Below are 20573 nucleotides of genomic sequence, written 5' to 3' on the forward strand. Positions count from 1 at the left end.
TTGGCATCATTTGCATCCATTTGTGGCCTGGCACCACAAAAGCACACCAACAAGACAAAATGTCAATAAAACAGAATTCGATTGCGCAAACATCAACCAGAAACTGCCAAGAAGCCTCTTCAGATCATGAAAAAGCTGCCTTTGGTACAAAACACGGCCATTAGAGATGGAAAACAGGTGCATTCATGGCGGATTATCACTATTCTGCTTCGGTTGCCAGCCAACACTAAAAATTGAAAATGGCATGTCGTAACGAAATAAATACAGCTTTCGTCAGGTTTTGGCTACGCACTGCGGCCTGCTCAGGATGAGCCCAACACCGACCAGAGACAACAGAGACGTAAGGACAGACCCATGGATTTGAAACAAGACGGTGAGGATCTGAAGCGCGGCCTTAAAAACCGCCACATTCAGTTGATTGCTTTGGGCGGTGCCATCGGCACCGGCCTCTTTCTGGGCATTGCCCAAACCATCAAGATGGCAGGCCCCTCAGTCCTGCTGGGGTATGCCATCGGCGGCTTTATCGCCTTCCTGATCATGCGCCAGCTCGGTGAAATGGTGGTTGAAGAGCCGGTAGCTGGCTCCTTCAGCCACTTTGCCTACAAATACTGGGGCGAGTTTGCCGGTTTTGCGTCCGGCTGGAACTACTGGGTGCTCTACGTGCTGGTGAGCATGGCCGAGCTGACCGCAGTGGGCATCTATGTCCAGTACTGGTGGCCCGAGATCCCGACCTGGATGTCGGCAGCCTTCTTCTTCGTGCTGATCAACGCCATCAACCTCTCCAACGTCAAAGCGTTTGGCGAGATGGAGTTCTGGTTCGCCATCATCAAGGTGGTCGCCATCATCGGCATGATTGGCTTTGGCGGCTATCTGCTCATCTCTGGTGCCGGCGGCCCCGAGGCGAGCGTCACTAACCTGTGGGCTCAGGGCGGTTTCTTCCCCAACGGCATCAGCGGTCTGGTGATGGCGATGGCGGTGATCATGTTCTCCTTCGGCGGTCTGGAGCTGGTGGGCATTACCGCCGCCGAAGCGGACAACCCCGAGAAGAGCATTCCCAAGGCCACCAATCAGGTGATCTACCGCATCCTCATCTTCTACATCGGCGCTCTGGCTATCCTGATGTCCCTCTACCCCTGGGGTAAAGTGGTGGAAGGCGGCAGCCCGTTCGTGATGATTTTCCACGCTCTGGACAGCAATCTGGTCGCCACCGTACTCAACATCGTGGTGCTGACGGCGGCACTCTCGGTCTACAACAGCTGCGTCTACTGCAACAGCCGGATGCTGTTCGGGCTGGCCAAACAGGGCAACGGCCCGAAAGCCCTGCTCAAGACCAACAAGAGCGGCGTGCCGCTGGTTGCCCTCTCGGTCTCGGCCATCGCCACCCTGCTCTGCGTGCTGATCAACTACCTGATGCCGGGCAAGGCGTTCGGTCTGCTGATGGCGCTGGTGGTCTCCGCACTGGTGATCAACTGGGCGATGATCAGCCTCGCGCACCTCAAGTTCCGCAAGGCCAAGGTCGCAGAGGGTGTCCAGCCCAAGTTCAAGGCGTTCTGGTACCCCTTCGGCAACTACCTCTGCCTCGCGTTCATGGCCGGTATTCTGGTGATCATGTATATGACCCCCGATTTCCGCATCTCGGTCGAACTGATCCCCGCCTGGCTGGTGGTACTGGGTATTGGCTTTGTCATCAAGCGCAAAGGACAAGCTCAAAGCAAGGTTGCAGCCAATCTGGGTTAATGCCCGCAGTTGAGAAAAACAATGCAAAACGCCGATCGCATGATCGGCGTTTTTTTATTACGCGCAGCACTACTAGCAGCCATAGCCCTCAGGAAGGCAGCTCTTGCCTTTGATCTTGCCGATGCTCCGGGCTGTTGACGCAACACTCATCGCGGAAAAAGGCGATGATCTCCTCCAGCACCGCGTATTGAGAGACGCACAGCAGGGTGCGACTCTCCCGGTTTTGCTTCACCAGCCCCACCGAGACCAGCGCCGCGATATGGTGGCTGAGGGTGGAAGCGGGGATCACCAGCTGCTTTTGCAGCTCCCCCACCGGCAACCCCTGCTCTCCCGCCTTGACCAGATGCTTGAAGATAAACAGCCGGGTCGGATGACCCAGCTCTTTCAATGCCTTGGCGACCTCTTCCAGTTGCATCTCTGCGCCCTCCACGAATTTGATATTTCGATAATACCAGAAATATCTTGACCGACCATTAATTTCGATTATTTTGGAAATATAGAAACCAAGTGAGGATACGACAATGAATGAGTGGTTAACCATGCTGACCGACGCAGCCCAGATGTTCCTGTTTCTGGCTGTCGAGCTGTCGGTGCTGTTTCTGGTCATTAGCGCCGGGGTCAGCCTGATCCGTCAGAAGATCCCCGACGAGAAGATCCAGCGGATGCTGGGGGCCCGCCACGGCAAGGGCTATCTGCTCTCTGCCCTGCTCGGCGCCGTCACCCCCTTTTGCAGCTGCTCCACCATCCCCATGCTGAGAGGGCTGCTCTCGGCCAAGGCTGGCTTTGGCCCCACCCTCACCTTCCTGTTTATCTCGCCACTGCTGAACCCCATCATCGTCGGCTTGATGTGGGCCACCTTTGGCTGGAAAGTGACCCTGCTCTACGCCGTGATCGCTGCCAGCGTCTCCGTCATGGCGAGCATGCTGCTCGACAGGCTCGGGTTCGAGCGCCATGTCATCGACCCCAAAGAGGCCACCCCCTCTTGCGGTAGCGGCTGTGGCCCGGCGACCCGCGCCACCACTCAAGCACATTGCAGTGACAACCAACGCAGCGCCATTCGTGCAATCAAACCCCTCAACGGGGCAGCGTGCTGCCCGGCACCGCAACCAGAGATGGCAGAACAGGCCACCCTCTCCTGCTGCGGCGATGGCACGGCAACCCTGACTCGTGCGCCACAGCTCCCCACCGCCTGGGTCAAAGCTCGCCTCGATGCCTGGCAGCAGTTCAAAGCGGTATTGCCCTTCCTGCTGCTGGGGGTGCTCATCGGCTCGTTTATTTACGGTTTTATTCCGGCCGAGTGGATCGCCGCCCATGCTGGTGCCGACAACCCGCTGGCCATCCCCTTCAGCGCCATCGTCGGGATCCCGCTCTACATCCGTGCCGAGGCCGTGATCCCGCTGGCGTCGGTACTACTGGGCAAAGGGATGGGAATGGGCGCAGTCATGGCGCTGATCATCGGCAGTGCCGGTGCCAGTCTGACCGAGGTGATCCTGCTCAAATCGATGTTCAGAACTCCGATGATTGCGGCCTTCCTTACCGTGATCCTCGGCATGGCGATCCTGATGGGCTACCTGATGCAACTGCTGTTTTAAGTCGCCCATCATTAAACAGACAGGGTGTTAAGCCAGCTGAGTGTGAAACCATCAGGCTTCCCATAGACAAAACGCCGATCAACTGATCGGCGTTTGTCTATTCCGTACGGCAATCTGCAACCGGCGTTACAGATATTGCCCGACGATGGGGAGCAGATCCTCGACGTCACGGGCGATATGGTCGGGTTGGTGTTCCCAGCGCTCCGGGGTCGCGCGGCTATAGGCGACAGCCACCGAGATCACACGGCTCTGCTCGCCAAGCGCCCCTTGCAAATGACGGGCAAACTGCACATCCGCTTCATGATCACCGATATAGATGAGCGACGGACACCTGGCTGGGCCGAAGATAGACTCCAGACATTTGAGGCCGCCGAAAGGGTGTTTTTTGCTACTGTGCGGGCACGTCATCGTAGCCAGCCACGGCCTTGAACTGGCTGTTCACACCATGCAGTTCAAGCACCTGGAGAAGGGTTTTTAGGCGTTTTTCGAACAAATGCCATGGGAAATGGCAGAGAAATGGTCAATCACCACCTCCAGCTCCTAAAAAATGCACCTAAGTCCCTGTCTCTCCTGATGTTTGGCTCACAGACTGCCAGCCTGCACCATCTCGTCCCGCGACAAACCGTAGTAATCCCTATAGAGATCCTGCCAGTTCTTGGCGGCGTGATTGGCATGGTGATACTCCGCTTCGCTGCGCAGATAACGAGGTAACTGATCGCCGGTCAGATGGGGGGCGACTTCAGCCAGGATCTGCTTGGCGATATCGATATTCTGCGGCACCGAATTGACCAGGGTGCCGTCATAATTCCATAAAATCGCCCCCAACTTAATTGCCTTACCTGTATCGCTGCGTGGCTATAAGTCATGCGATGTTACTTGGCTTGCGTCCCCCGCCAAACCGTTGCGATGGAAGATGTGTAGATGCCCCTGCTAGGCGCAGAACAGTTAATGAGCAACAACACAATAAAATGAGCAGCCTCTGCCATACTCAGACGATGCATTCCGTTATGGTAAAACCGGAGCCTGATCATGGTAACCAACACACCTCACACTACAGATACCGAAGTTGAATTTACCGACAACGTCCAGTTGGTATCGACCACCGATCTCAAAGGGGACATCACCTACGCCAATCCGGCGTTTTGTCAGGTGGCAGGCTATAGCCTTGAAGAGATGCTGGGACAACATCACAACCTGGTACGCCACCCAGACATGCCCAAGGCGGCATTCGCCGATCTCTGGGCCCATCTAAAAGCGGGCAAGCCGTGGCGGGGCATAGTCAAAAACCGCTGCAAGGATGGTAGCTATTACTGGGTTGATGCCTATGTCACCCCGATCTATGAAGATGGCAAGATGGTGGGTTACCAATCCGTTCGTTGCCGACCCTCCGCAGAGCACAAAGCGCGTGCCAACAAGATGTACAAAACCCTTAAGGCACGCGAAACCGGCTCCGCCATTCACATGGGGCAGCGCCTGCTCACTCCGGCCATCATGACCATACCCCTGCTGCTGCTCAGCGTGATCAGCGCGCTCTGGCTGCTCACACCACTGCAGGCGCTCTGGATCATCATTCCCCTATTGGCCACCCTCTGGTTCAACCGTAATGCGCTCTTCCTCACACCGCGATTCTTGCAACAGCTTGAGCAGGACTACGACAGCATCAGCCGCCTGATCTTCTCGGGGGATGCCCCCCACAGCATTGCCGATTTCCATATCAAGCTCTGGCAAGCCAGAATCCGTACCGTGCTGGGAAGAGTCGATGACACCACACTCTCGCTCAATGCCATGGCCAACAATTTGAGTGGTTCGGCCGCACTGGCCAGCAGGGATATCTCCTCACAGGATATGCAAATTCAGCAAGTCGCCACCGCAGTTACCCAGATGGCATCAGCTGCCGAAGAGATCAGCCGCAATATTCAGGACAGCAACCAGCAGATCGAAGAGGCGCGCAACCATTGCATCACCACCAGCAATCAGCTTTCCGATGCGGGAGAAGAGATGTCGGCACTGGCTACCCAGGCAGAGCAGGCCTTCCAGTCAGCCGTCGAGCTGGCAAGCGAGTCCGAACGGATCGGCAGCATCATGAGTGAAATTCGCGGGATTGCGGATCAAACCAACCTGCTGGCACTCAATGCCTCGATTGAAGCAGCGCGGGCGGGCGATCAGGGACGCGGCTTTGCAGTGGTGGCTGACGAGGTACGCAGCCTGTCGACCAGAACCCATAGAGCAACAGAGCAGATCCAGAGCAGCATTGGTCATATCCAGCAAACCCTCGGGGGATGGAAAGAGATGATGCATCTCAATGTGACCAGAACCAATGATTGCCTCGCAACCACTCGGGCAAGCACCGGCAACCTGAATCAGGTCGTGATCGAAATAGACAAGGTCTCTGATTTTTCCAATCAAGTTTCCGCTGCAGCGACCCAGCAGCAAGCGGTGATCGAGGAGATCTGTCGTAATATCAATCAGATATCCTCACTTTCTCACGATAACAGCCTCAAAATCGATCAGGTCAGTAAAACCAGTGCCAACTTGCAGAGCAAAGCGAGCCAGCTCAAGGACCTAAGCCGGACATTCGGATAGCAGCATGCAGATAAAGTCCATGTAAACGAAGGGCCACCCGTCTGGGTGGCCCTGTTGTTTATACGGCTTAACTGTTGCTCCTGGACGCCACTTACTTGGCGTAATCCTCAGTCGGGATACAGGAGCAGAACAGGTTGCGATCCCCGTAGACATCGTCGATGCGGTTCACAGAGGGCCACAGCTTGCTGGCGCGCACGGCGTCGGACGGGAAGACCGCCTCGGCGCGGCTGTAGCCACGGGACCACTCTGCATCCATCACGTCGTCCTGGGTGTGCGGCGCATGGACCAGCGGGTTGTCGGTGAGGCTCCAGTGGCCGTCCTGCACCTTGGCGATCTCGGCACGGATGGCGGTCATCGCCTCCACGAAGCGGTCCAGCTCGCGCTTGGATTCCGATTCGGTCGGCTCGACCATCAGGGTACCCGCTACCGGGAAGCTCATGGTCGGCGCGTGGAAGCCGTAGTCCATCAGCCGCTTGGCCACGTCCATCTCGCTGATGCCGGAAGCTTCTTTGAGCGGGCGGATATCCAGGATGCACTCGTGGGCCACCCGACCGTTGCGCCCGGAGTAGAGCACGGGGAAGGATTCACCCAGCTTCTTGGCCAGGTAGTTGGCGTTGAGGATGGCCACCTGGGTGGATCTCTTCAGCCCCTCGTCGCCCAGCATGGCGATATACATCCAGCTGATGGGCAGGATGCTGGCCGAGCCAAACGGTGCCGCCGACACGGCGCCGTTGTTGCGGCTCTCCTTGTCGGTCTTGACCACGGCGTGACCGGCTACGAACGGTGCCAGGTGTTTCTTCACGCCGATGGGGCCCATGCCCGGGCCGCCACCGCCGTGAGGAATGGCGAAGGTCTTGTGCAGGTTGAGGTGCGACACATCCGCCCCGATAAAGCCCGGCGCAGTCAACCCGACTTGCGCGTTCATGTTGGCGCCGTCCAGATAGACCTGACCACCGTGCTGGTGAACGATGTCGCACACCTCCTTGATGGTCTCCTCATACACCCCGTGGGTGGAGGGGTAAGTCACCATCAGACAGGAGAGTTGATCCCCCGCCTCGGCCGCCTTGGCGCGCAGATCGTCGAGATCCACGTTGCCGGACTTGTCACAGGCGGTGACGATCACCTTGAGCCCCGCCATCTGGGCTGAGGCCGGGTTGGTGCCGTGGGCAGAAGCCGGAATAAGGCAGATATCGCGATGCCCCTCGCCGTGGGATTCATGGTACTTCTTGATGGCCAAGAGACCAGCGTACTCGCCCTGAGCACCTGAGTTGGGCTGCATGCAAACCGCATCGTAACCGGTCACCTTCACCAGCCAGTTTTCGAGGTCGGCCAGCAGCAGTTGGTAGCCCTTGGCCTGCGCCAGCGGAGCGAACGGGTGCAACTTGCCGAACTCGGGCCAGGTCACCGGGATCATCTCGGCGGTGGCGTTGAGCTTCATGGTGCAGGAGCCGAGCGAAATCATGGCGTAGTTGAGGGCCAGGTCTTTCGCTTCGAGACGGTGGATATAACGCAGCATCTCGGTTTCGGAGTGGTACTTGTTGAACACCTCGTGGGTCAGCACGGCATCGGTGCGCAGCAGATCCTGCGGGATAGCGTGATGGGCCTGAGCCGCCTTGTCGAGAGCCTCGATATCGAGCCCATGACCTTGACCGAGGAAGAGATCGAACAGCTCGGCCACATCAGCGCGGGTGGTAGTTTCAGAGAGTGACACCCCTACCGCGCCATCTAGGTCTGCACGAAGGTTGATGCCGAGCCCCTCGGCCTTGGCGATCAGCGCGGCCTTGTCAGCAGTCTGCACGGTCAGGGTATCGAACCAGCTGGCATGCTTGAGGGCCACGCCCTTGGCCTTGAGGCCAAGCGCCAGAATGGTGGTGAGGCGGTGCACGCGGGAGGCGATGGTTTTCAGCCCCACCGGACCGTGGTAGACGGCATAGAAGCTCGCCATGTTGGCCAGCAGCACCTGAGCGGTACAGATGTTGGAATTCGCTTTCTCGCGGCGGATGTGCTGCTCGCGGGTCTGCATCGCCATGCGCAGCGCGGCCTTGCCGCGGGCATCCTTGGAGACACCGATGATACGGCCCGGCATGGAGCGCTTGTAGGCATCGCGGGTAGCGAAGAAGGCGGCGTGGGGGCCACCGTAGCCCATGGGCACACCAAAGCGCTGGGCGGAGCCCAACACCACGTCGGCACCCAGCTCACCCGGGGATTTGAGCAGCAGCAGAGAGAGCAGATCGGCGCTGACACAGGCCAATCCTTTCTGGGCCTGTACCGCGGCAATCAGGGCGCGCAGATCTTTCACCTCACCTGTGGTGGTGGGGTACTGGAACAGGGCACCAAACACCTCTTCGCTCACTGCATCGCTCGCGGCGCCAACCGCCACGTCAAAACCGAAGTGAACCGCGCGCTCCTTGACCACATCGATCACCTGCGGGTGCACATCATCGGCCACGAAGAAGAGGTTGGATTTGGACTTGGCCATCCGCTTGGCCAGCGCCATCGCCTCGGCGGCGGCGGTCGCTTCATCCAGCAGGGAGGCGCTTGCCAGATCCATGCCGGTCAGATCCAGCGTCAGCTGCTGGAAGTTGAGCAGGGCTTCGAGACGGCCCTGTGCCAGCTCGGGCTGATAGGGGGTGTAGGCGGTATACCAGCCCGGATTTTCCAGCACATTGCGCAAAATGACGTGGGGCACATGGGTATCGTGATAACCCATACCGATATAGCTCTTGGCAATCTTGTTCTGAGCGGCATAGCCCTTGAGCTTGGCCAGCGCTTCCACCTCGGTCATGCCGGCACCGATCCCCAGCGGACCCGGCAGGCGAATGGCGGCGGGCACGGTCTGTTCAATCAAATCGTCCAGGCTTTCGGCCCCAACGGTCGCCAGCAGTTGGCGCAGCTCTTCCTCGCCCGGGCCGATATGGCGGCGGACAAAATCGGTTTTTTGCTCGAGTTCAAACAGTGACTGGGTCATTTCCCTATTTCCTGATAAATAAGTCCTGGCATGACATCCTGATAACCAAGACCTGATGTTCCTGATCGTCGGCTGATACCGACTCCACTCATGTTCTGGGTCCCGCAGACAGGGTGCGGCACCGGATGCTGCGGCAGCATCAAGAGGGGATCGCCTTGTTGCGAACCGGCCTGTTTGCCCCCTAGGCACCTAGACTGGCAAACGGCAGGCGCGGGCGACTTCACCCTTCCACCGGCCGGCGCTTGCCCGGCTGGTGGTCATACAAAGGGGCCCTGCTGTGTTGGCAGGGCCCGGGGGCATTACTCTTCGTCCACCACGTTCTGATAGCCTTCGGCATCCAGCAGGTTGGCCAGCTCGCTCTCGTCATCGAGCTTGATGCGGAACAGCCAGCCAGCGCTGTAGGGATCGGAGTTGACCAGCTCGGGGCTCCCTTCCAGCTCTTCGTTGACGGCAATGATCTCGCCGCTCACCGGGCTGTAGATGTCGGAGGCCGCCTTGACCGACTCGGCCACGGCGCAGTCGTCACCGGCGCTGACCTGCTTGCCCACTTCCGGCAGCTCGACAAACACCATGTCACCCAGCAGCTCCTGGGCGTGCTCGGTGATACCGACCACGGCCTCGCCGTTGGCTTCAACACGGATCCACTCGTGGGAAGTGGCATATTTCAGTTCGCTCGGGATATGGCTCATTTGTGCTTCCTTTGATCTTTGAGTCGCGTTTAAAAACGAATATGAAAAGGGATGGGGGAGGCACTGCCCTCCCCCAAAACGGTATTAAACCAGCTTCTGGCCGTTACGGACGAAAGCGGGCTTGGTGACCTTCACGGTGACCAGCTTTTTGCGGATCTCCACCTCGGCCAATTCACCGATATCGCGGGGCACCCGTGCCAGGGCAATACTGTAGCCCAGGGTGGGGGAGAAAGAGCCGGAGGTGATCACACCTTCCCGCTTCTCACCGTTTGCCGCTGTGAAGGTGACCGGCATACCGGCACGCAGCACCCCTTTCTCTTCCATCACCAGCCCCACCAGCTTGGGCTGGTTGCCCGCCGCTTTCTGCGCTTCCAGCACGTCACGGCCGATGAAATTTCGATCGCTCGGCTCCCAGGCGATGGTCCAGGCCATGTTGGCGGCGAGTGGAGAGATTGACTCGTCCATATCCTGACCGTATAGGTTCATGCCCGCTTCGAGGCGCAGGGTATCGCGGGCACCGAGGCCGCACGGGGCGACGCCGTTATCCAGCAGTGCCTGCCACAGCTCGCAGGCTTTCTCTTGCGGCACCACGATTTCATAACCATCTTCGCCGGTGTAGCCGGTAGTGGCGATAAAGAGATCGCCAGCCTGCACGCCGAAGAAGGGTTTCATCCCCACCACGGCGGTACGCTGAGCGGCGCTCAGCACGGCTGCGGCCTTGACCTTGGCGTTGGGGCCCTGCACCGCAATCATCGCAAGCTCGGGACGCTCGGTCACTGTGATATCGAAATCGATGGCGTGATGGCGGATCCAGGCCAGATCCTTCTCGCGGGTAGCGGAGTTGACCACCAGCCGGTAGAAGGTATCGGTTAGGTAATAGGTGATGAGGTCATCGATGACGCCGCCTTCCGGATTGAGCATGCCACTGTAGAGGGCCTTGCCGGGGGCTGTGAGTTTGGCCACGTCGTTGGCCAGCAGGTGTTGTAGAAAGGCTTTGACCCGTTCGCCGGTCAAATCGACGATGGTCATGTGGGAGACATCGAACATACCGGCATCGCTGCGCACCGCGTGGTGCTCTTCCAGCTGGGAGCCGTAGTTGATGGGCATTTCCCAACCGTGGAAGTCCACCATCTTGGCGCCGGCTTCCAGGTGTTTGGGATGCAGTACAGTAGTCTGGATCATCGCATTCTTTCCTTAGCAAAAAGCCTTTTCGCTTTGGCGACCACCCTTGCGACCCGCGCCACCGCTCTGACTGCACTACGTACAGCAAAAAGCGACCGGATCCAAAAGTGTGTGCTCGCTCCTGCCCTTGCCAGGCAAGAGGGATTCCTTGAACGGAGCGGATTATATGACAAGCAGGCGAGCGTGCCGCTCAAAAAAAACTAATCCCCTCCCGTAAAACTGACTCCAGACACTAAGATAAATGCAGTGATAAAAACAGCTATAAGCCGACTCAGGCGAGATTAAATTTTGATTTTTACCGTTTCGTCACAATTTGCAGAAAAACGTTTCGCTCCAGAGCAAAATTAAAGGCTGACACCCAAAACGGGTCATCAGCCTTGTCGGATTACTTTTGTTGTCAAAAAACGCGAGTAATATTAGTTTTTTTCACCCTTGGCCTGCATGGTACTGCCCTTGGTCGCAGCAACAGCCCAGTCAGGACGGGCCAATGCGGGCAACTCGCCCTCCAGCCCCATAGCGGCGCGGATCACCCCCTCCTTAAAGGGCGTCAGCAGATTGGCCGCGCGCAATCCCACGCCCCGCACCAGCTTCTTGAGCGGGTTGGCCCCGCTGAACAGCCGCTTGAGCCCCTCCATCGCAGCGAGCATGCGAGCCGCTTCGCTCTTGCGCCAGCGCTCGTAGCTGCGCAGGTTGGCGAGCAGGCCGATATCCTCACCCGCGGCATCATTTTGCAAGATCTGCTCCGCCAGCGCGGCAGCATCCAGCAGGCCAAGGTTGACCCCCTGCCCCGCCAGGGGGTGGATGGTGTGGGCGGCATCTCCCACCAGCACCAGCCGCTCGCGAGCAAAGTCGCGGGCATAGCGGGCAGTGAGGGGAATGGCGCTGCGCGCCCCCTCCACCTTGCACAGACCGAGCCGGGCATCGAAGGCGGCGGTAAGCTGGCGATTGAACTGCTCGTCATCGCAGGCGCAGAGCGCCTCGGCGCGGGCCGCAGGCAGCGACCAGACGATGGAACAGAGGTTCTCCTTCCACAGCGGCAAAAAGGCGAGCGGGCCATCCGGGGTGAAGATCTGGCGAGCAACAGCTTCATGGGGTTCGGCGCAGCGCACCGTCGCCACCAGCGCGTGGTGACCGTAATCCCAGCTGGTAAGCGGGATATCGGCCTGACGGCGCACCCAGGAGTGGGCGCCATCGGCGGCTACCACCAGTTTGGCCGAGATGGCCTGACCATCTTCAAGGAGCAGCAGGGCGCCCGCCGGGCCGCTCTGCAGGCTCTTGGCTCTGGCGGGGGTCAGCAACTGGATATTGCTGGCACCTTCAATCGCCTCAAGCAGTGCCAGCTGGATCACCCGATTCTCGACGATGTGGCCGAGATTGGCCTGACGCAGGCTGGCGGCATCGAAGTCGATATGGCCGAAGCTGTCCTGCTCCCACACCGCCATCTTGTCGTAGGCCTGCAGGCGACGCGCTTCAATGCCGTCCCAGGCGCCAACATGGCGCAGGATCTGCTGGCTGGCCAGACTCAGGGCGCTGACCCGGTTATCGGCCACCTCCCCCAGCTGCGGGTCGGGCAGTTGTCCCTCCACCACCAGCACCTTGAGGGCGCTATGTTTCAGGGCCGCAGCGAGCCCCAACCCCACCATGCCGCCACCGACAATCACCACATCCACATTTTGCATCTGCATCATCTCATCCTTTCTGGGCTGACCGGCTGGCCAGCGAGGGGACGCCCGCAGACATCACCTCTTTATTCAATAGGTTTTGCTCAACGAATTGCGGTCAACAGGTTCCACTCAACAAGTGCTGGCTAGTTGCCGCACACACCAGCGACAAAGCCCAGGGTGCGCGAGGCAAGCGGCGCCTTGAGGCACGGGAATCGCCCCATCAGGGTGAGCGCCAGATTGCGCCCCGCCACCAGCGGATCGTGACCATTGGAGAAGAGCTGGGCCAGCGAAGAGGTGAGCCAGACGGTCTGCTCCTGATCGCGCTGACGCTGCTGCCAGTAGCCACTCAGTACCTGGAAGCTGCCGATATCCTCCCCCTCTGCCAACGCCTTGGCTACGGCGCCGGTAAGCAGGTCGAGATCCCGCATCCCGAGGTTGAAGCCCTGTCCGGCAATCGGGTGCAGGGCGTGGGCGGCATTACCGACCAGCACGGTGCGCTGGGCCAGCGGGTAGTCGCAGGCGGTCAGAATGAGCGGATAGACGTTACGCACGCCGCATTGCTCGAAGCGACCAAGCCGCCAGCCAAAGGCCTGCTGCAGACGGGCAAGAAACGCCGCCTCATCGAGGGCCATCAGCTCATCCACCTCATGCTGCCCGACGCTCCACACCAGTGAGGAGAGCCCCTCCTGCATCGGCAGCAGGGCCAGCGGCCCCCCTTCGGTAAAACGCTCGAAGGCGCGTCCCTCAGGGTCTTGCGCCGTTTTGACCGTGGCGATGATGGCGTGTTGTTCAAAGTCGTGGCGGGTCACCGGCAACTTGAAGTGCTGACGCACAAAGGAGTTGCCGCCGTCTGCTGCCACCAGCAGGCGGGTCTCAATCTGTTCACCGCCCTCAAGGGTGAGGGTCACCTTCTCCTCATCGGGCACAATCTCGCTCACCCGGGCCGGACAGCAGACCCGGATATTGGGCGAGGCCGCCATCGCCCGTTGCAGTTCATGACCGGCAGCTGCCAGCTCGATCACCTGGCCCAGCGCGGGCAGACCGTATTCGGCAGCCGACAGGCGAGCCTGACCGAAGTGGCCCCGATCCGAGACATGAATCTGGGTAATGGGGGCGCAATGGGGGGCAAACAGCGGCCAGAGTCCGCGTCGCAACAGCGCATCGCAGGTACCGGCCGAGAGCGCAATGGCGCGGGCGTCGAACCCTGAATGGGTGTGCTGTTCGGGGACGCTTGCCTCCAGCAGCAGGATCTCGAGGGGGGAGCCATCGGATCGAAGCAGGGCTGCCAGCGAGAGGGCCAGCACGGCACCGCTCATTCCACCGCCGACCAGGGTGACATCGACCTGTCGCACATCAGATTGAGACATAAGCAGAGAGGAAGAAGTGAAAAAGGTGGCCTCATGCTATCACAAAGCCGCTGGCCGAATGCGAGGCCACCGGCAAAAAACCGGTTGCGCCTCACAGGGTTAGCCACCACAAGGAAATAAAAAAGAGCGCCATCAGGCGCTCTTGCAGATTCAGTAAGGGTCGCGTTGACCCGCACCTCAATGAAGGGTCGGCGGCGCGCTCGGGGTATCGGGGCGCTTGCCAAACTCTTCGAAGGCCATCATGACCCCCAGTTTGACGTGTTCGTAGAGCACCAGGAAGGAGGCTTCGTTCTCGTCATCTTCCTGATCGAACTCGGCGGATACCTGAGTGATGCTGGCGATATCCTGGATCATCTCCTGCAGCTCTTCCGATGCGCGGGAGAGCTCCTGCTGCACCACGCCAAAACCGGCCAGAAATGCCTGTGACCAGTCCACCAGCGAATCGATGCGCTCATCGAGGGGAGCATCATCACTTGGCAGTAGCAGCTCGACGCCCTTCTGGGCCATCAGGCTCTCGACTACATTGTGATAAAGATCGGTCATCACCTGGCGCACCGGGGCCGGCAGGCCGAAACCGTCGTTCACCAGATCGTTGAAATGGGGCACCCAACTCTTGTCGTCTAGTGCCACACCGCCGCACACCAGACCGCAGATCACACCATGGGCCTCTACTGCGCTGGCCATCAGCTCATGTTGTTCCATGATGTCGGCCACTGCCGCATATTTAAGGGGGTTCGTTTTGCTCATCGAGGATCCGCTCAAAGTTCAGTCAAATTTGCAGAATTAATGGTCAGGATCCTAGCATTCTCCCTCTTGCAGAGCCAGCAAGGCCTTGAAACTTATGCATCTGCGCTATATAGTCCCGCCCAGTTGTCCACGTGGATAAAGGCGGAAATCAGCTCCGCCGTATTGAGGAAGGCATGAGCACAGAGGCCGTAGAAATCGTCATTTTGGGACGTCCCTACAAGGTATCCTGTCCCTTGGGACAGCAGGATGCCCTGCGCCAGGCCGCCGAGCAGCTGACCGACAAGTTGATCGACCTGCGTCAACGCTCCAAAGTCTCCAGCAACGAGCAATTGGCTATCATGGCGGCGCTCAATTTCTGTCATGAGCTCTGCCTTGAAAAAGAGAAGAACCACCAATACTCTGAGACCATGGACAAGCGGATCAAGATGCTGCAGCGCACCATCGAAGCGGCCCTGATCGAGCACGGACAATATGGTGATTCCAGCGAAGAGGGGCAGCAGCCCTAATCGCAAACCGTTTTAAAATTCCCTGGGATGTTTGTCAGCCGGTTCAAGTCCCCGAGCCGATATTCATACCAAACAGGGGATCTGCCTTCTGGCTATTGCGCATGCTCGGCACGACCGAGAAGCCTGCGGTCAGATCCGATCCCCGCCTTGAACCGACGGTTCAAGGGCCCAAACCGGCAACGGCATCTCGGGGTACCAACAGCAAAAGCCCGTCACCAGCGTGACGGGCTTTTTCTTTGCCTGATGATCAACGAACTGTCCCGTCCTGAATATGGTTTACACCTTTCGCCCAATAAATGGAGAACCCAATGGGACAAGGTGTGAAACGGACACTGCCATAACGACAAAGCCCGCCAAACAGGCGGGCTTTGTTTTGCAGCAGGCAAGCAAATTTAGATGGCCATCTGCTCGTGAGGCGAGCCGTAGTGACGCAGCCAGACAAAACTCAGCGCCACGATCAGCACCATCAGGGTCATGATGGCACCCAGAGTCACCTGACCGGTCATCGGGAAACCGGCGGCCAGCAGGGTCACCACACCGGCACCCAGATTCTGCATCCCGCCGAGAATGGCCCCCGCGGTGCCGGCCTGACCCGGGAAGGGCTCGATGGCGCAGGAGGTGGCGGTCGGGTAGAGAATACCGCTACCGATGAAGTAGACAGCCGCACCACCAACCAGCGAGGCGGCACTCACCACCCCGAACAGCCCCGGCACCAGAATAATGAGGGAGCCGAGCGCCAGAAAGGCGATCCCCAGACGCATCAGCTTGCCCTGAGTCAAACGAAAGCTCAGCTTGGCAGAGAGCCAGGCCCCGAACAGATAGCCGGGCAGCGGCAGCACGAACAGCACGCTCACGGTACGGGCGCTCAGTTTCAGCACATCGCCCAGCAGCACACCGGCCGCAGCCTCGAACACTGCCAAACCGGCAAAGGTCGCCATCAGGCAAAGCAGGTTGCCCTGAAACTTGGGGTTGCCCAGCACGTGGCGATAGGCAGCACCGACGCGCAGTGGCTGACGGGCAGCAGCAGGCAGAGTTTCACCAAACCAGGCCATGATCGCCAGAGTGGCTACGGCACCAAAACCGAACAGGAACCAGTAACCGGCACGCCAGTTGAACAGCTCAGTCAGCCATCCCCCCAGTACCGGTGCCAGCAGCGGGGAGAAGATCACCCCCATGCTGACCAGACTGTTGGCGCGGTTGAGCTCGGCGCCATTGTAGCGATCCCGCATCACGGTACGGCTCATGGCGCCACCGGCACCGGTACCCAGCCCCTGAATAAAGCTGCCCACCAGCAGGGCGGCAAAATGGGGGATGACCTGAATGATCAAGGTTCCTACCAGAAATACCATCATGCCGACGATCAGCACCGGACGACGACCGATGCGATCCGACAGCGGCCCGTAGACAAACTGGGAGAGGCCATAGGGGATCAGGTAACAGGCCATCACCGCCTGCAACTGGCCCGAGGCCACATTGAAATCCTCCGCCATCATGGGAATGGAGGGGACATAGAGGGTCTGGGTCATCTGGCCCACAGCGACCATCAGAATGGTCAGTAAAAACAACGGATAAAAACTGTGCCGATCCATATCAGTCCCAAAAAATCGAAAAAATGCTACCGCCCTCTGGCACAAAATAGCCCAGAGGAATCCGATCACAGATGCTGTGATGCAATCAAAAACAGTGTTGGAAACAGTAGGCGGGGAGCCCGCCAGACCACCGCACAGGACGCTTGGTGGTATGGGGGCATCATAGTGATTCAGCTCACAGAAAACGAACGAATCTTTATAATCGGCTTGCCTTAGTTTTTCTAATATTACGGAGCTTTACGCCCATTCAGCAGTTAAAAATCAACGGGTTACCATCTGCTGCGCCTGCTTGATCAGCTCATCGGGCTGCTCCTTGCGTGGCGGTATGGTGATCCCCTTCTGGCAGGCAGGTTTCTCTGCCATGCGATCCATCCAGGCTTGCAGATGGGGCAATCCCTCGATGGAGATGCCGCTCCAGTCATAAATACGCACCCAGGGCCAGGTGGCAATATCGGCGATGCTGTACTCGTCCGCCAGATATTCGTGATGGGCCAGATGGCTGTCGAGCACCTCGAATAGACGGCGCCCCTCTTTCTGATAGCGTTCGATGGCGGCGGGGATCTTCTCGGGAAAGTAGCGATAGAAGACGTTGGCCTGCCCCATCATGGGCCCTACCCCACCCATCTGGAACATCAGCCACTGGATAGCCTGAGAGCGGTGTTTGGGATCGGCCGGCAACAATTTGCCTGCTTTCTCCGCCAGATAGATGAGGATGGCGCCCGACTCGAATACGGCAAAATCGTCATTATCCCGATCGACGATAGCCGGAATACGGCCATTTGGGTTGATGGCGAGAAACTCGGGCTTCTTCTGATCCAGTGCTGAGAGATCGAGAGGAATGACCCGATAGGGCAAACCCAGCTCTTCGAGGGCGATCGCCACTTTGAAACCATTGGGGGTCGCGGCGGTGTAAAAGTCGATCATGATTCACTCCTTGTTGGTCATAGCCAGATTGCACGGTTGGAACAGGGGGCAACACCATAGCCGCCTCATCTTGCAACAAGTGACCGGCTCCAGACCATTAAAAAGCGACGCACCGCTGGCCAAACAAGGCTACGGTGCGCCGCTAGTGCGCTCTGGCAATGGTAAATGCTAGTTGAGCATGGCGACCGGCTTGCGCTGGCGCAGCATGATCAGGCGGGAAAGCAACGGGAAGTAAGACTCCAGTTTGCGCAGCAGCACCCGGCTGCAGGCAGGCTCGGCCAGCTCAGACTCATCCAGCACGATGCCGTTTGAGACAAAATAGAAACGGGGGTCACGCACATCCGGCCCACAGACCGTCAGCTCCTTGTCTCCCTTGCGGATCAGCAACGGCAAGACCGGCAAACCGATCGTCTCATCCTCTCCCCGAGCAAATCCGGCATCCTGCCAGGGCGCATCGCCGTCGATCAGCAGGATCGCCGCCTCCGTCTTGGCCGGTTGCCACTGGGCAAGGGGGGTCACAGTGATGTGGGCAAAGTGATCACCATACTCGGGTGATGACCGCAAGATGGCCAACAGTCCCTCGCTGGCCGCTGACACGTTCTGACTCACTAATGACAAATTCATGGTTCACATCCCTATGCTCATGACAGCCTGTATCCGGCTGCTGGGATAAGACTAGCGCAGATCTGGTCTATATTGGAGCCGTCAAATCTGGCAGTGGTAATCAATTGGTCGTAGGGGGATAACAGTTGCCATCGCACAAAATACTGGTATCATATCGCGTCCTTTTATCCCCCGTTCTTTAACATCCAGTGGTGAACCTATGCATCCGATGCTGAATATCGCCGTGCGCGCTGCGCGCAACGCCGGTCAAGTTGTAGTAAAAGCCTTCTCCCAGCCCGAGAACATTGAGGCTATCCAAAAAGGCAGCAATGACTTCGTGACCAACGTTGACCGTGAAGCCGAAGCGGCCATCATTCACACCATCAAAAAATCTTACCCAGAGCACAGCATTGTTGCTGAAGAGTCTGGTGAGATTGCCGGTACCAATCCGGACTACCAATGGATCATTGACCCACTGGATGGCACGACCAACCTGGTCAAAGGCATTCCGCACTTTGCCGTCTCCATCGCCCTGCGCGTGAAAGGCAAAACCGAACAAGCCGTTGTTTACGATCCCATCCGTGACGAACTGTTTACTGCTACCCGTGGTAGCGGCGCCCAGCTGAACGGCTACCGCATTCGTGTCGGCAAAGCCAAAGAGCTGGCAGGCACCGTGCTGGCGACCGGTTTCCCGTTCAAGCAGAAGCATCACATCGAGCCTTACCTGAAGATGTTCCAGAGCATGTTCATCGAATGTGCCGACATCCGTCGCTCCGGCTCTGCCGCACTGGATCTGGCCTACGTGGCTGCCGGTCGTGTCGACGGTTTCTGGGAAATCGGCCTCAAGCCCTGGGACACCGCTGCCGGTGAACTGCTGGCCAAAGAAGCTGGCGCCATCGTCACCGACTTCGTCGGTGGTCACAACTACGAAAACTCCGGCAACATCGTGGTTGCCAACCCGCGCGTCCTGAAAGAGATGCTCGGCAAGATCCGTGAAGAGCTGCCGGAGTCTCTGGCGAAATAAGCCAGCCTTCGAGCAGACAGATAACAAAACCGGCGCAAGCCGGTTTTCTTGTATCTGTTATCCGAACACCAAGGCAGACATCTACAGCTGATTTAAAAGAGTTCGCGATGCATCCCCCACTTGCCACCCCACATCCACCTCAGTCATTTGCAGACAACCCCTCTTGCCCCCCGCCTTTGGCTACCGATAAGAGTCCCCATGTGGTTGCCTGGATAAACTCTTTCCAGATTTTCAGATAGTGGCAATCGCCCTGCAGACATGGACAAGGGGCGGCCGAAATCGATGTAATGCCACCATCCACTTTACACACTCGAGGTCATGCTATGGACCATCTCTCTGCTCTCCCCCCGTTATCATGGTCACAGCAGCTGCGTAGCCAGATGCAAAGCCGCCCGCTCACCGCTCTCGGCCTCTTTATCGCGCTGGCAGCCGTCTTGTTGCTGCTGTTGCAGAGTCTCATCATGCTCGCTACCGGCGAAGTGACCAGCGGCGTGCGCTACGGCCTTATCGGTGGTGCCGCCGGGTTTGCCGCCACCGCTATCGGCGCCCTGCCCACCCTGTTACTGCGCTCGGTACCGCAAAAGGTAGAGGACACCATGCTGGGCTTTGCCGCCGGCATGATGCTGGCCGCCAGTGCCTTCTCCCTGCTGCTGCCGGGGCTGGAGGCCGCCGAGGGGATTACCGGCAACGGCTTTAGCGCCGCCGCCGTGGTGGTGGTCGGCATGACCCTCGGGGTGCTGTTAATGCTGGGGCTGGATCAGTTCACCCCGCACGAGCATGACAAAACCGGCCCCTGCGGCCCCGGCCATGAGAGCTGCTCCCGGGTCTGGCTGTTCGTCTTTGCCATCGCCCTGCACAACCTGCCGGAGGGGATGGCCATCGGGGTGAGCTTCTCGCAGGGGGATATGTCGGTGGGGCTGCCGCTTACCACTGCCATCGCACTGCAGGATATTCCGGAAGGATTGGCGGTGGCGCTGGCCATGTGCGCCGCCGGTTTTCGCCCCTCGGTGGCGGTGCTGGTTGCCATCGCCAGCGGCCTGCTCGAACCGGTTGGCGCCCTGCTCGGGGTCGGGCTCTCCAGCGGCCTTGCCATCGCCTACCCCATCGGACTTGGGCTCGCCGCCGGCGCCATGCTGTTTGTAGTCTCGCACGAGGTGATCCCCGGAGACTCACCGCAACGGTCACCAGACCTATGCCACCCTCGGCCTGATGGCGGGCTTTGCCCTGATGATGACCCTAGACACCGCGCTCGGCTAAAGGCCCTCTCTCATCAATGCTTTTTGTCACCTGCGGCGTTCCCATATGGAGCGCTGCACTTCATCTCTCCTTTCGCTTGCGCCTCTCGGCGCCGACGCCATCTTTTGTTATGATCTACAGCAACTTAAATTCAGCCACACG

General features: G+C 58.9%; 17 protein-coding genes, 1 other RNA gene and 1 pseudogene. 7 read left to right on the forward strand and 12 right to left on the reverse strand.

Annotated features, from left to right (window positions below; all coding sequences use genetic code 11):
• Positions 1 to 354: 354 nt before the first annotated feature.
• Positions 355 to 1737 carry an amino acid permease gene (locus G5253_RS01240; protein ID WP_266133858.1) on the forward strand — a complete coding sequence of 461 codons (1383 nt, stop codon included), beginning with the start codon at positions 355 to 357 and terminating at the stop codon, positions 1735 to 1737.
• An 88-nt stretch (positions 1738 to 1825) separates the two neighbouring features.
• Here G5253_RS01240 and G5253_RS01245 read toward each other — a convergent pair whose 3' ends face one another.
• On the reverse strand, positions 1826 to 2152 hold the full coding sequence (locus tag G5253_RS01245; RefSeq protein WP_128815807.1) for an ArsR/SmtB family transcription factor: 327 nt from the start codon (positions 2150 to 2152) through the stop codon (positions 1826 to 1828).
• Positions 2153 to 2258: 106 nt separating this feature from the next.
• On the opposite strand from G5253_RS01245, the gene G5253_RS01250 reads away from it, so the two are divergent.
• Positions 2259 to 3329 (forward strand): permease, encoded by a 1071-nt coding sequence (locus G5253_RS01250; RefSeq protein ID WP_266133857.1) that lies wholly within the window; start codon positions 2259 to 2261, stop codon positions 3327 to 3329.
• A 126-nt stretch (positions 3330 to 3455) separates the two neighbouring features.
• Here the strand turns inward: G5253_RS01250 and G5253_RS01255 are convergent, their stop codons facing one another.
• Together G5253_RS01255 and G5253_RS01260 are read right to left on the reverse strand one after the other, a co-directional pair.
• Complete coding sequence (locus G5253_RS01255; protein WP_204381166.1) at positions 3456 to 3620, reverse strand: hypothetical protein; 165 nt, start codon at positions 3618 to 3620, stop codon at positions 3456 to 3458.
• Positions 3621 to 3911: 291 nt separating this feature from the next.
• Positions 3912 to 4154, reverse strand: a complete 243-nt coding sequence (locus tag G5253_RS01260; protein WP_216953957.1) for an HAD family hydrolase — start codon at positions 4152 to 4154, stop codon at positions 3912 to 3914.
• Positions 4155 to 4358: 204 nt separating this feature from the next.
• Here G5253_RS01260 and G5253_RS01265 point away from each other — a divergent pair, with 204 nt between their 5' ends.
• Positions 4359 to 5912 carry a methyl-accepting chemotaxis protein gene (locus G5253_RS01265; protein ID WP_216953960.1) on the forward strand — a complete coding sequence of 518 codons (1554 nt, stop codon included), beginning with the start codon at positions 4359 to 4361 and terminating at the stop codon, positions 5910 to 5912.
• Between the two features lie 91 nt (positions 5913 to 6003).
• On the opposite strand, the gene gcvP is transcribed toward G5253_RS01265, so the two are convergent.
• The 6 genes from gcvP to G5253_RS01295 form a co-directional block, all read right to left on the reverse strand.
• Positions 6004 to 8880 carry an aminomethyl-transferring glycine dehydrogenase gene (gene gcvP, locus G5253_RS01270; RefSeq protein ID WP_266133856.1) on the reverse strand — a complete coding sequence of 959 codons (2877 nt, stop codon included), beginning with the start codon at positions 8878 to 8880 and terminating at the stop codon, positions 6004 to 6006.
• Between the two features lie 299 nt (positions 8881 to 9179).
• The gene (gene gcvH / locus G5253_RS01275) at positions 9180 to 9569 is read right to left on the reverse strand and encodes a glycine cleavage system protein GcvH (RefSeq protein WP_005333898.1); all 390 of its coding nucleotides are present in this window, start codon (positions 9567 to 9569) and stop codon (positions 9180 to 9182) included.
• 84 nt (positions 9570 to 9653) lie between these two features.
• A complete protein-coding gene (gene gcvT / locus G5253_RS01280; protein WP_058056652.1) occupies positions 9654 to 10751 on the reverse strand; it encodes a glycine cleavage system aminomethyltransferase GcvT in 1098 nt (365 codons plus the stop codon).
• Between the two features lie 416 nt (positions 10752 to 11167).
• Complete coding sequence (locus tag G5253_RS01285; protein ID WP_266133998.1) at positions 11168 to 12436, reverse strand: FAD-dependent 2-octaprenylphenol hydroxylase; 1269 nt, start codon at positions 12434 to 12436, stop codon at positions 11168 to 11170.
• A 122-nt stretch (positions 12437 to 12558) separates the two neighbouring features.
• Positions 12559 to 13782, reverse strand: coding sequence for a 2-octaprenyl-6-methoxyphenyl hydroxylase (ubiH, locus tag G5253_RS01290; RefSeq protein ID WP_266133855.1), 1224 nt, complete (start codon positions 13780 to 13782; stop codon positions 12559 to 12561).
• A 177-nt stretch (positions 13783 to 13959) separates the two neighbouring features.
• A complete protein-coding gene (locus tag G5253_RS01295; RefSeq protein ID WP_005346580.1) occupies positions 13960 to 14529 on the reverse strand; it encodes a UPF0149 family protein in 570 nt (189 codons plus the stop codon).
• Positions 14530 to 14702: 173 nt separating this feature from the next.
• Here G5253_RS01295 and zapA point away from each other — a divergent pair, with 173 nt between their 5' ends.
• Together zapA and ssrS are read left to right on the forward strand one after the other, a co-directional pair.
• The gene (gene zapA / locus G5253_RS01300; protein WP_005333910.1) at positions 14703 to 15035 is read left to right on the forward strand and encodes a cell division protein ZapA; all 333 of its coding nucleotides are present in this window, start codon (positions 14703 to 14705) and stop codon (positions 15033 to 15035) included.
• A 16-nt stretch (positions 15036 to 15051) separates the two neighbouring features.
• Positions 15052 to 15233, forward strand: a non-coding RNA gene (gene ssrS / locus G5253_RS01305) — 6S RNA.
• A gap of 194 nt (positions 15234 to 15427) precedes the next feature.
• Here ssrS and emrD read toward each other — a convergent pair.
• From emrD to G5253_RS01320, 3 genes are all read right to left on the reverse strand, one after another.
• Positions 15428 to 16624 carry a multidrug efflux MFS transporter EmrD gene (emrD, locus tag G5253_RS01310; protein WP_266133854.1) on the reverse strand — a complete coding sequence of 399 codons (1197 nt, stop codon included), beginning with the start codon at positions 16622 to 16624 and terminating at the stop codon, positions 15428 to 15430.
• Between the two features lie 261 nt (positions 16625 to 16885).
• Positions 16886 to 17548, reverse strand: a complete 663-nt coding sequence (locus G5253_RS01315) for a glutathione S-transferase family protein (RefSeq protein WP_266133853.1) — start codon at positions 17546 to 17548, stop codon at positions 16886 to 16888.
• Between the two features lie 168 nt (positions 17549 to 17716).
• The gene (locus tag G5253_RS01320; RefSeq protein ID WP_266133852.1) at positions 17717 to 18172 is read right to left on the reverse strand and encodes a hypothetical protein; all 456 of its coding nucleotides are present in this window, start codon (positions 18170 to 18172) and stop codon (positions 17717 to 17719) included.
• 199 nt (positions 18173 to 18371) lie between these two features.
• Between G5253_RS01320 and suhB the strand changes: the two genes are divergently transcribed.
• On the forward strand, positions 18372 to 19175 hold the full coding sequence (gene suhB / locus G5253_RS01325; protein WP_021230872.1) for an inositol-1-monophosphatase: 804 nt from the start codon (positions 18372 to 18374) through the stop codon (positions 19173 to 19175).
• A gap of 323 nt (positions 19176 to 19498) precedes the next feature.
• Positions 19499 to 20432, forward strand: a pseudogene (locus tag G5253_RS01330) (ZIP family metal transporter).
• Positions 20433 to 20573: the final 141 nt, after the last annotated feature.

The sequence above is a fragment of the Aeromonas sp. 602658 genome, from assembly GCF_049173005.1.
GTDB lineage: Bacteria > Pseudomonadota > Gammaproteobacteria > Enterobacterales > Aeromonadaceae > Aeromonas > Aeromonas veronii_A.

Coding starts and splice junctions, on each gene's coding strand:
- suhB (WP_021230872.1), top strand. CDS start 18,372: ATGCATCCGATGCTGAATATCGCCGTGCGCGCTGCGCGCAACGCCGGT.
- gcvP (WP_266133856.1), bottom strand. CDS start 8,880: ATGACCCAGTCACTGTTTGAACTCGAGCAAAAAACCGATTTTGTCCGC.
- G5253_RS01315 (WP_266133853.1), bottom strand. CDS start 17,548: ATGATCGACTTTTACACCGCCGCGACCCCCAATGGTTTCAAAGTGGCG.
- ubiH (WP_266133855.1), bottom strand. CDS start 13,782: ATGTCTCAATCTGATGTGCGACAGGTCGATGTCACCCTGGTCGGCGGT.
- G5253_RS01320 (WP_266133852.1), bottom strand. CDS start 18,172: ATGAATTTGTCATTAGTGAGTCAGAACGTGTCAGCGGCCAGCGAGGGA.
- G5253_RS01295 (WP_005346580.1), bottom strand. CDS start 14,529: ATGAGCAAAACGAACCCCCTTAAATATGCGGCAGTGGCCGACATCATG.
- gcvH (WP_005333898.1), bottom strand. CDS start 9,569: ATGAGCCATATCCCGAGCGAACTGAAATATGCCACTTCCCACGAGTGG.
- gcvT (WP_058056652.1), bottom strand. CDS start 10,751: ATGATCCAGACTACTGTACTGCATCCCAAACACCTGGAAGCCGGCGCC.
- G5253_RS01245 (WP_128815807.1), bottom strand. CDS start 2,152: ATGCAACTGGAAGAGGTCGCCAAGGCATTGAAAGAGCTGGGTCATCCG.
- G5253_RS01285 (WP_266133998.1), bottom strand. CDS start 12,436: ATGCAGATGCAAAATGTGGATGTGGTGATTGTCGGTGGCGGCATGGTG.
- G5253_RS01265 (WP_216953960.1), top strand. CDS start 4,359: ATGGTAACCAACACACCTCACACTACAGATACCGAAGTTGAATTTACC.
- G5253_RS01250 (WP_266133857.1), top strand. CDS start 2,259: ATGAATGAGTGGTTAACCATGCTGACCGACGCAGCCCAGATGTTCCTG.
- emrD (WP_266133854.1), bottom strand. CDS start 16,624: ATGGATCGGCACAGTTTTTATCCGTTGTTTTTACTGACCATTCTGATG.
- zapA (WP_005333910.1), top strand. CDS start 14,703: ATGAGCACAGAGGCCGTAGAAATCGTCATTTTGGGACGTCCCTACAAG.
- G5253_RS01240 (WP_266133858.1), top strand. CDS start 355: ATGGATTTGAAACAAGACGGTGAGGATCTGAAGCGCGGCCTTAAAAAC.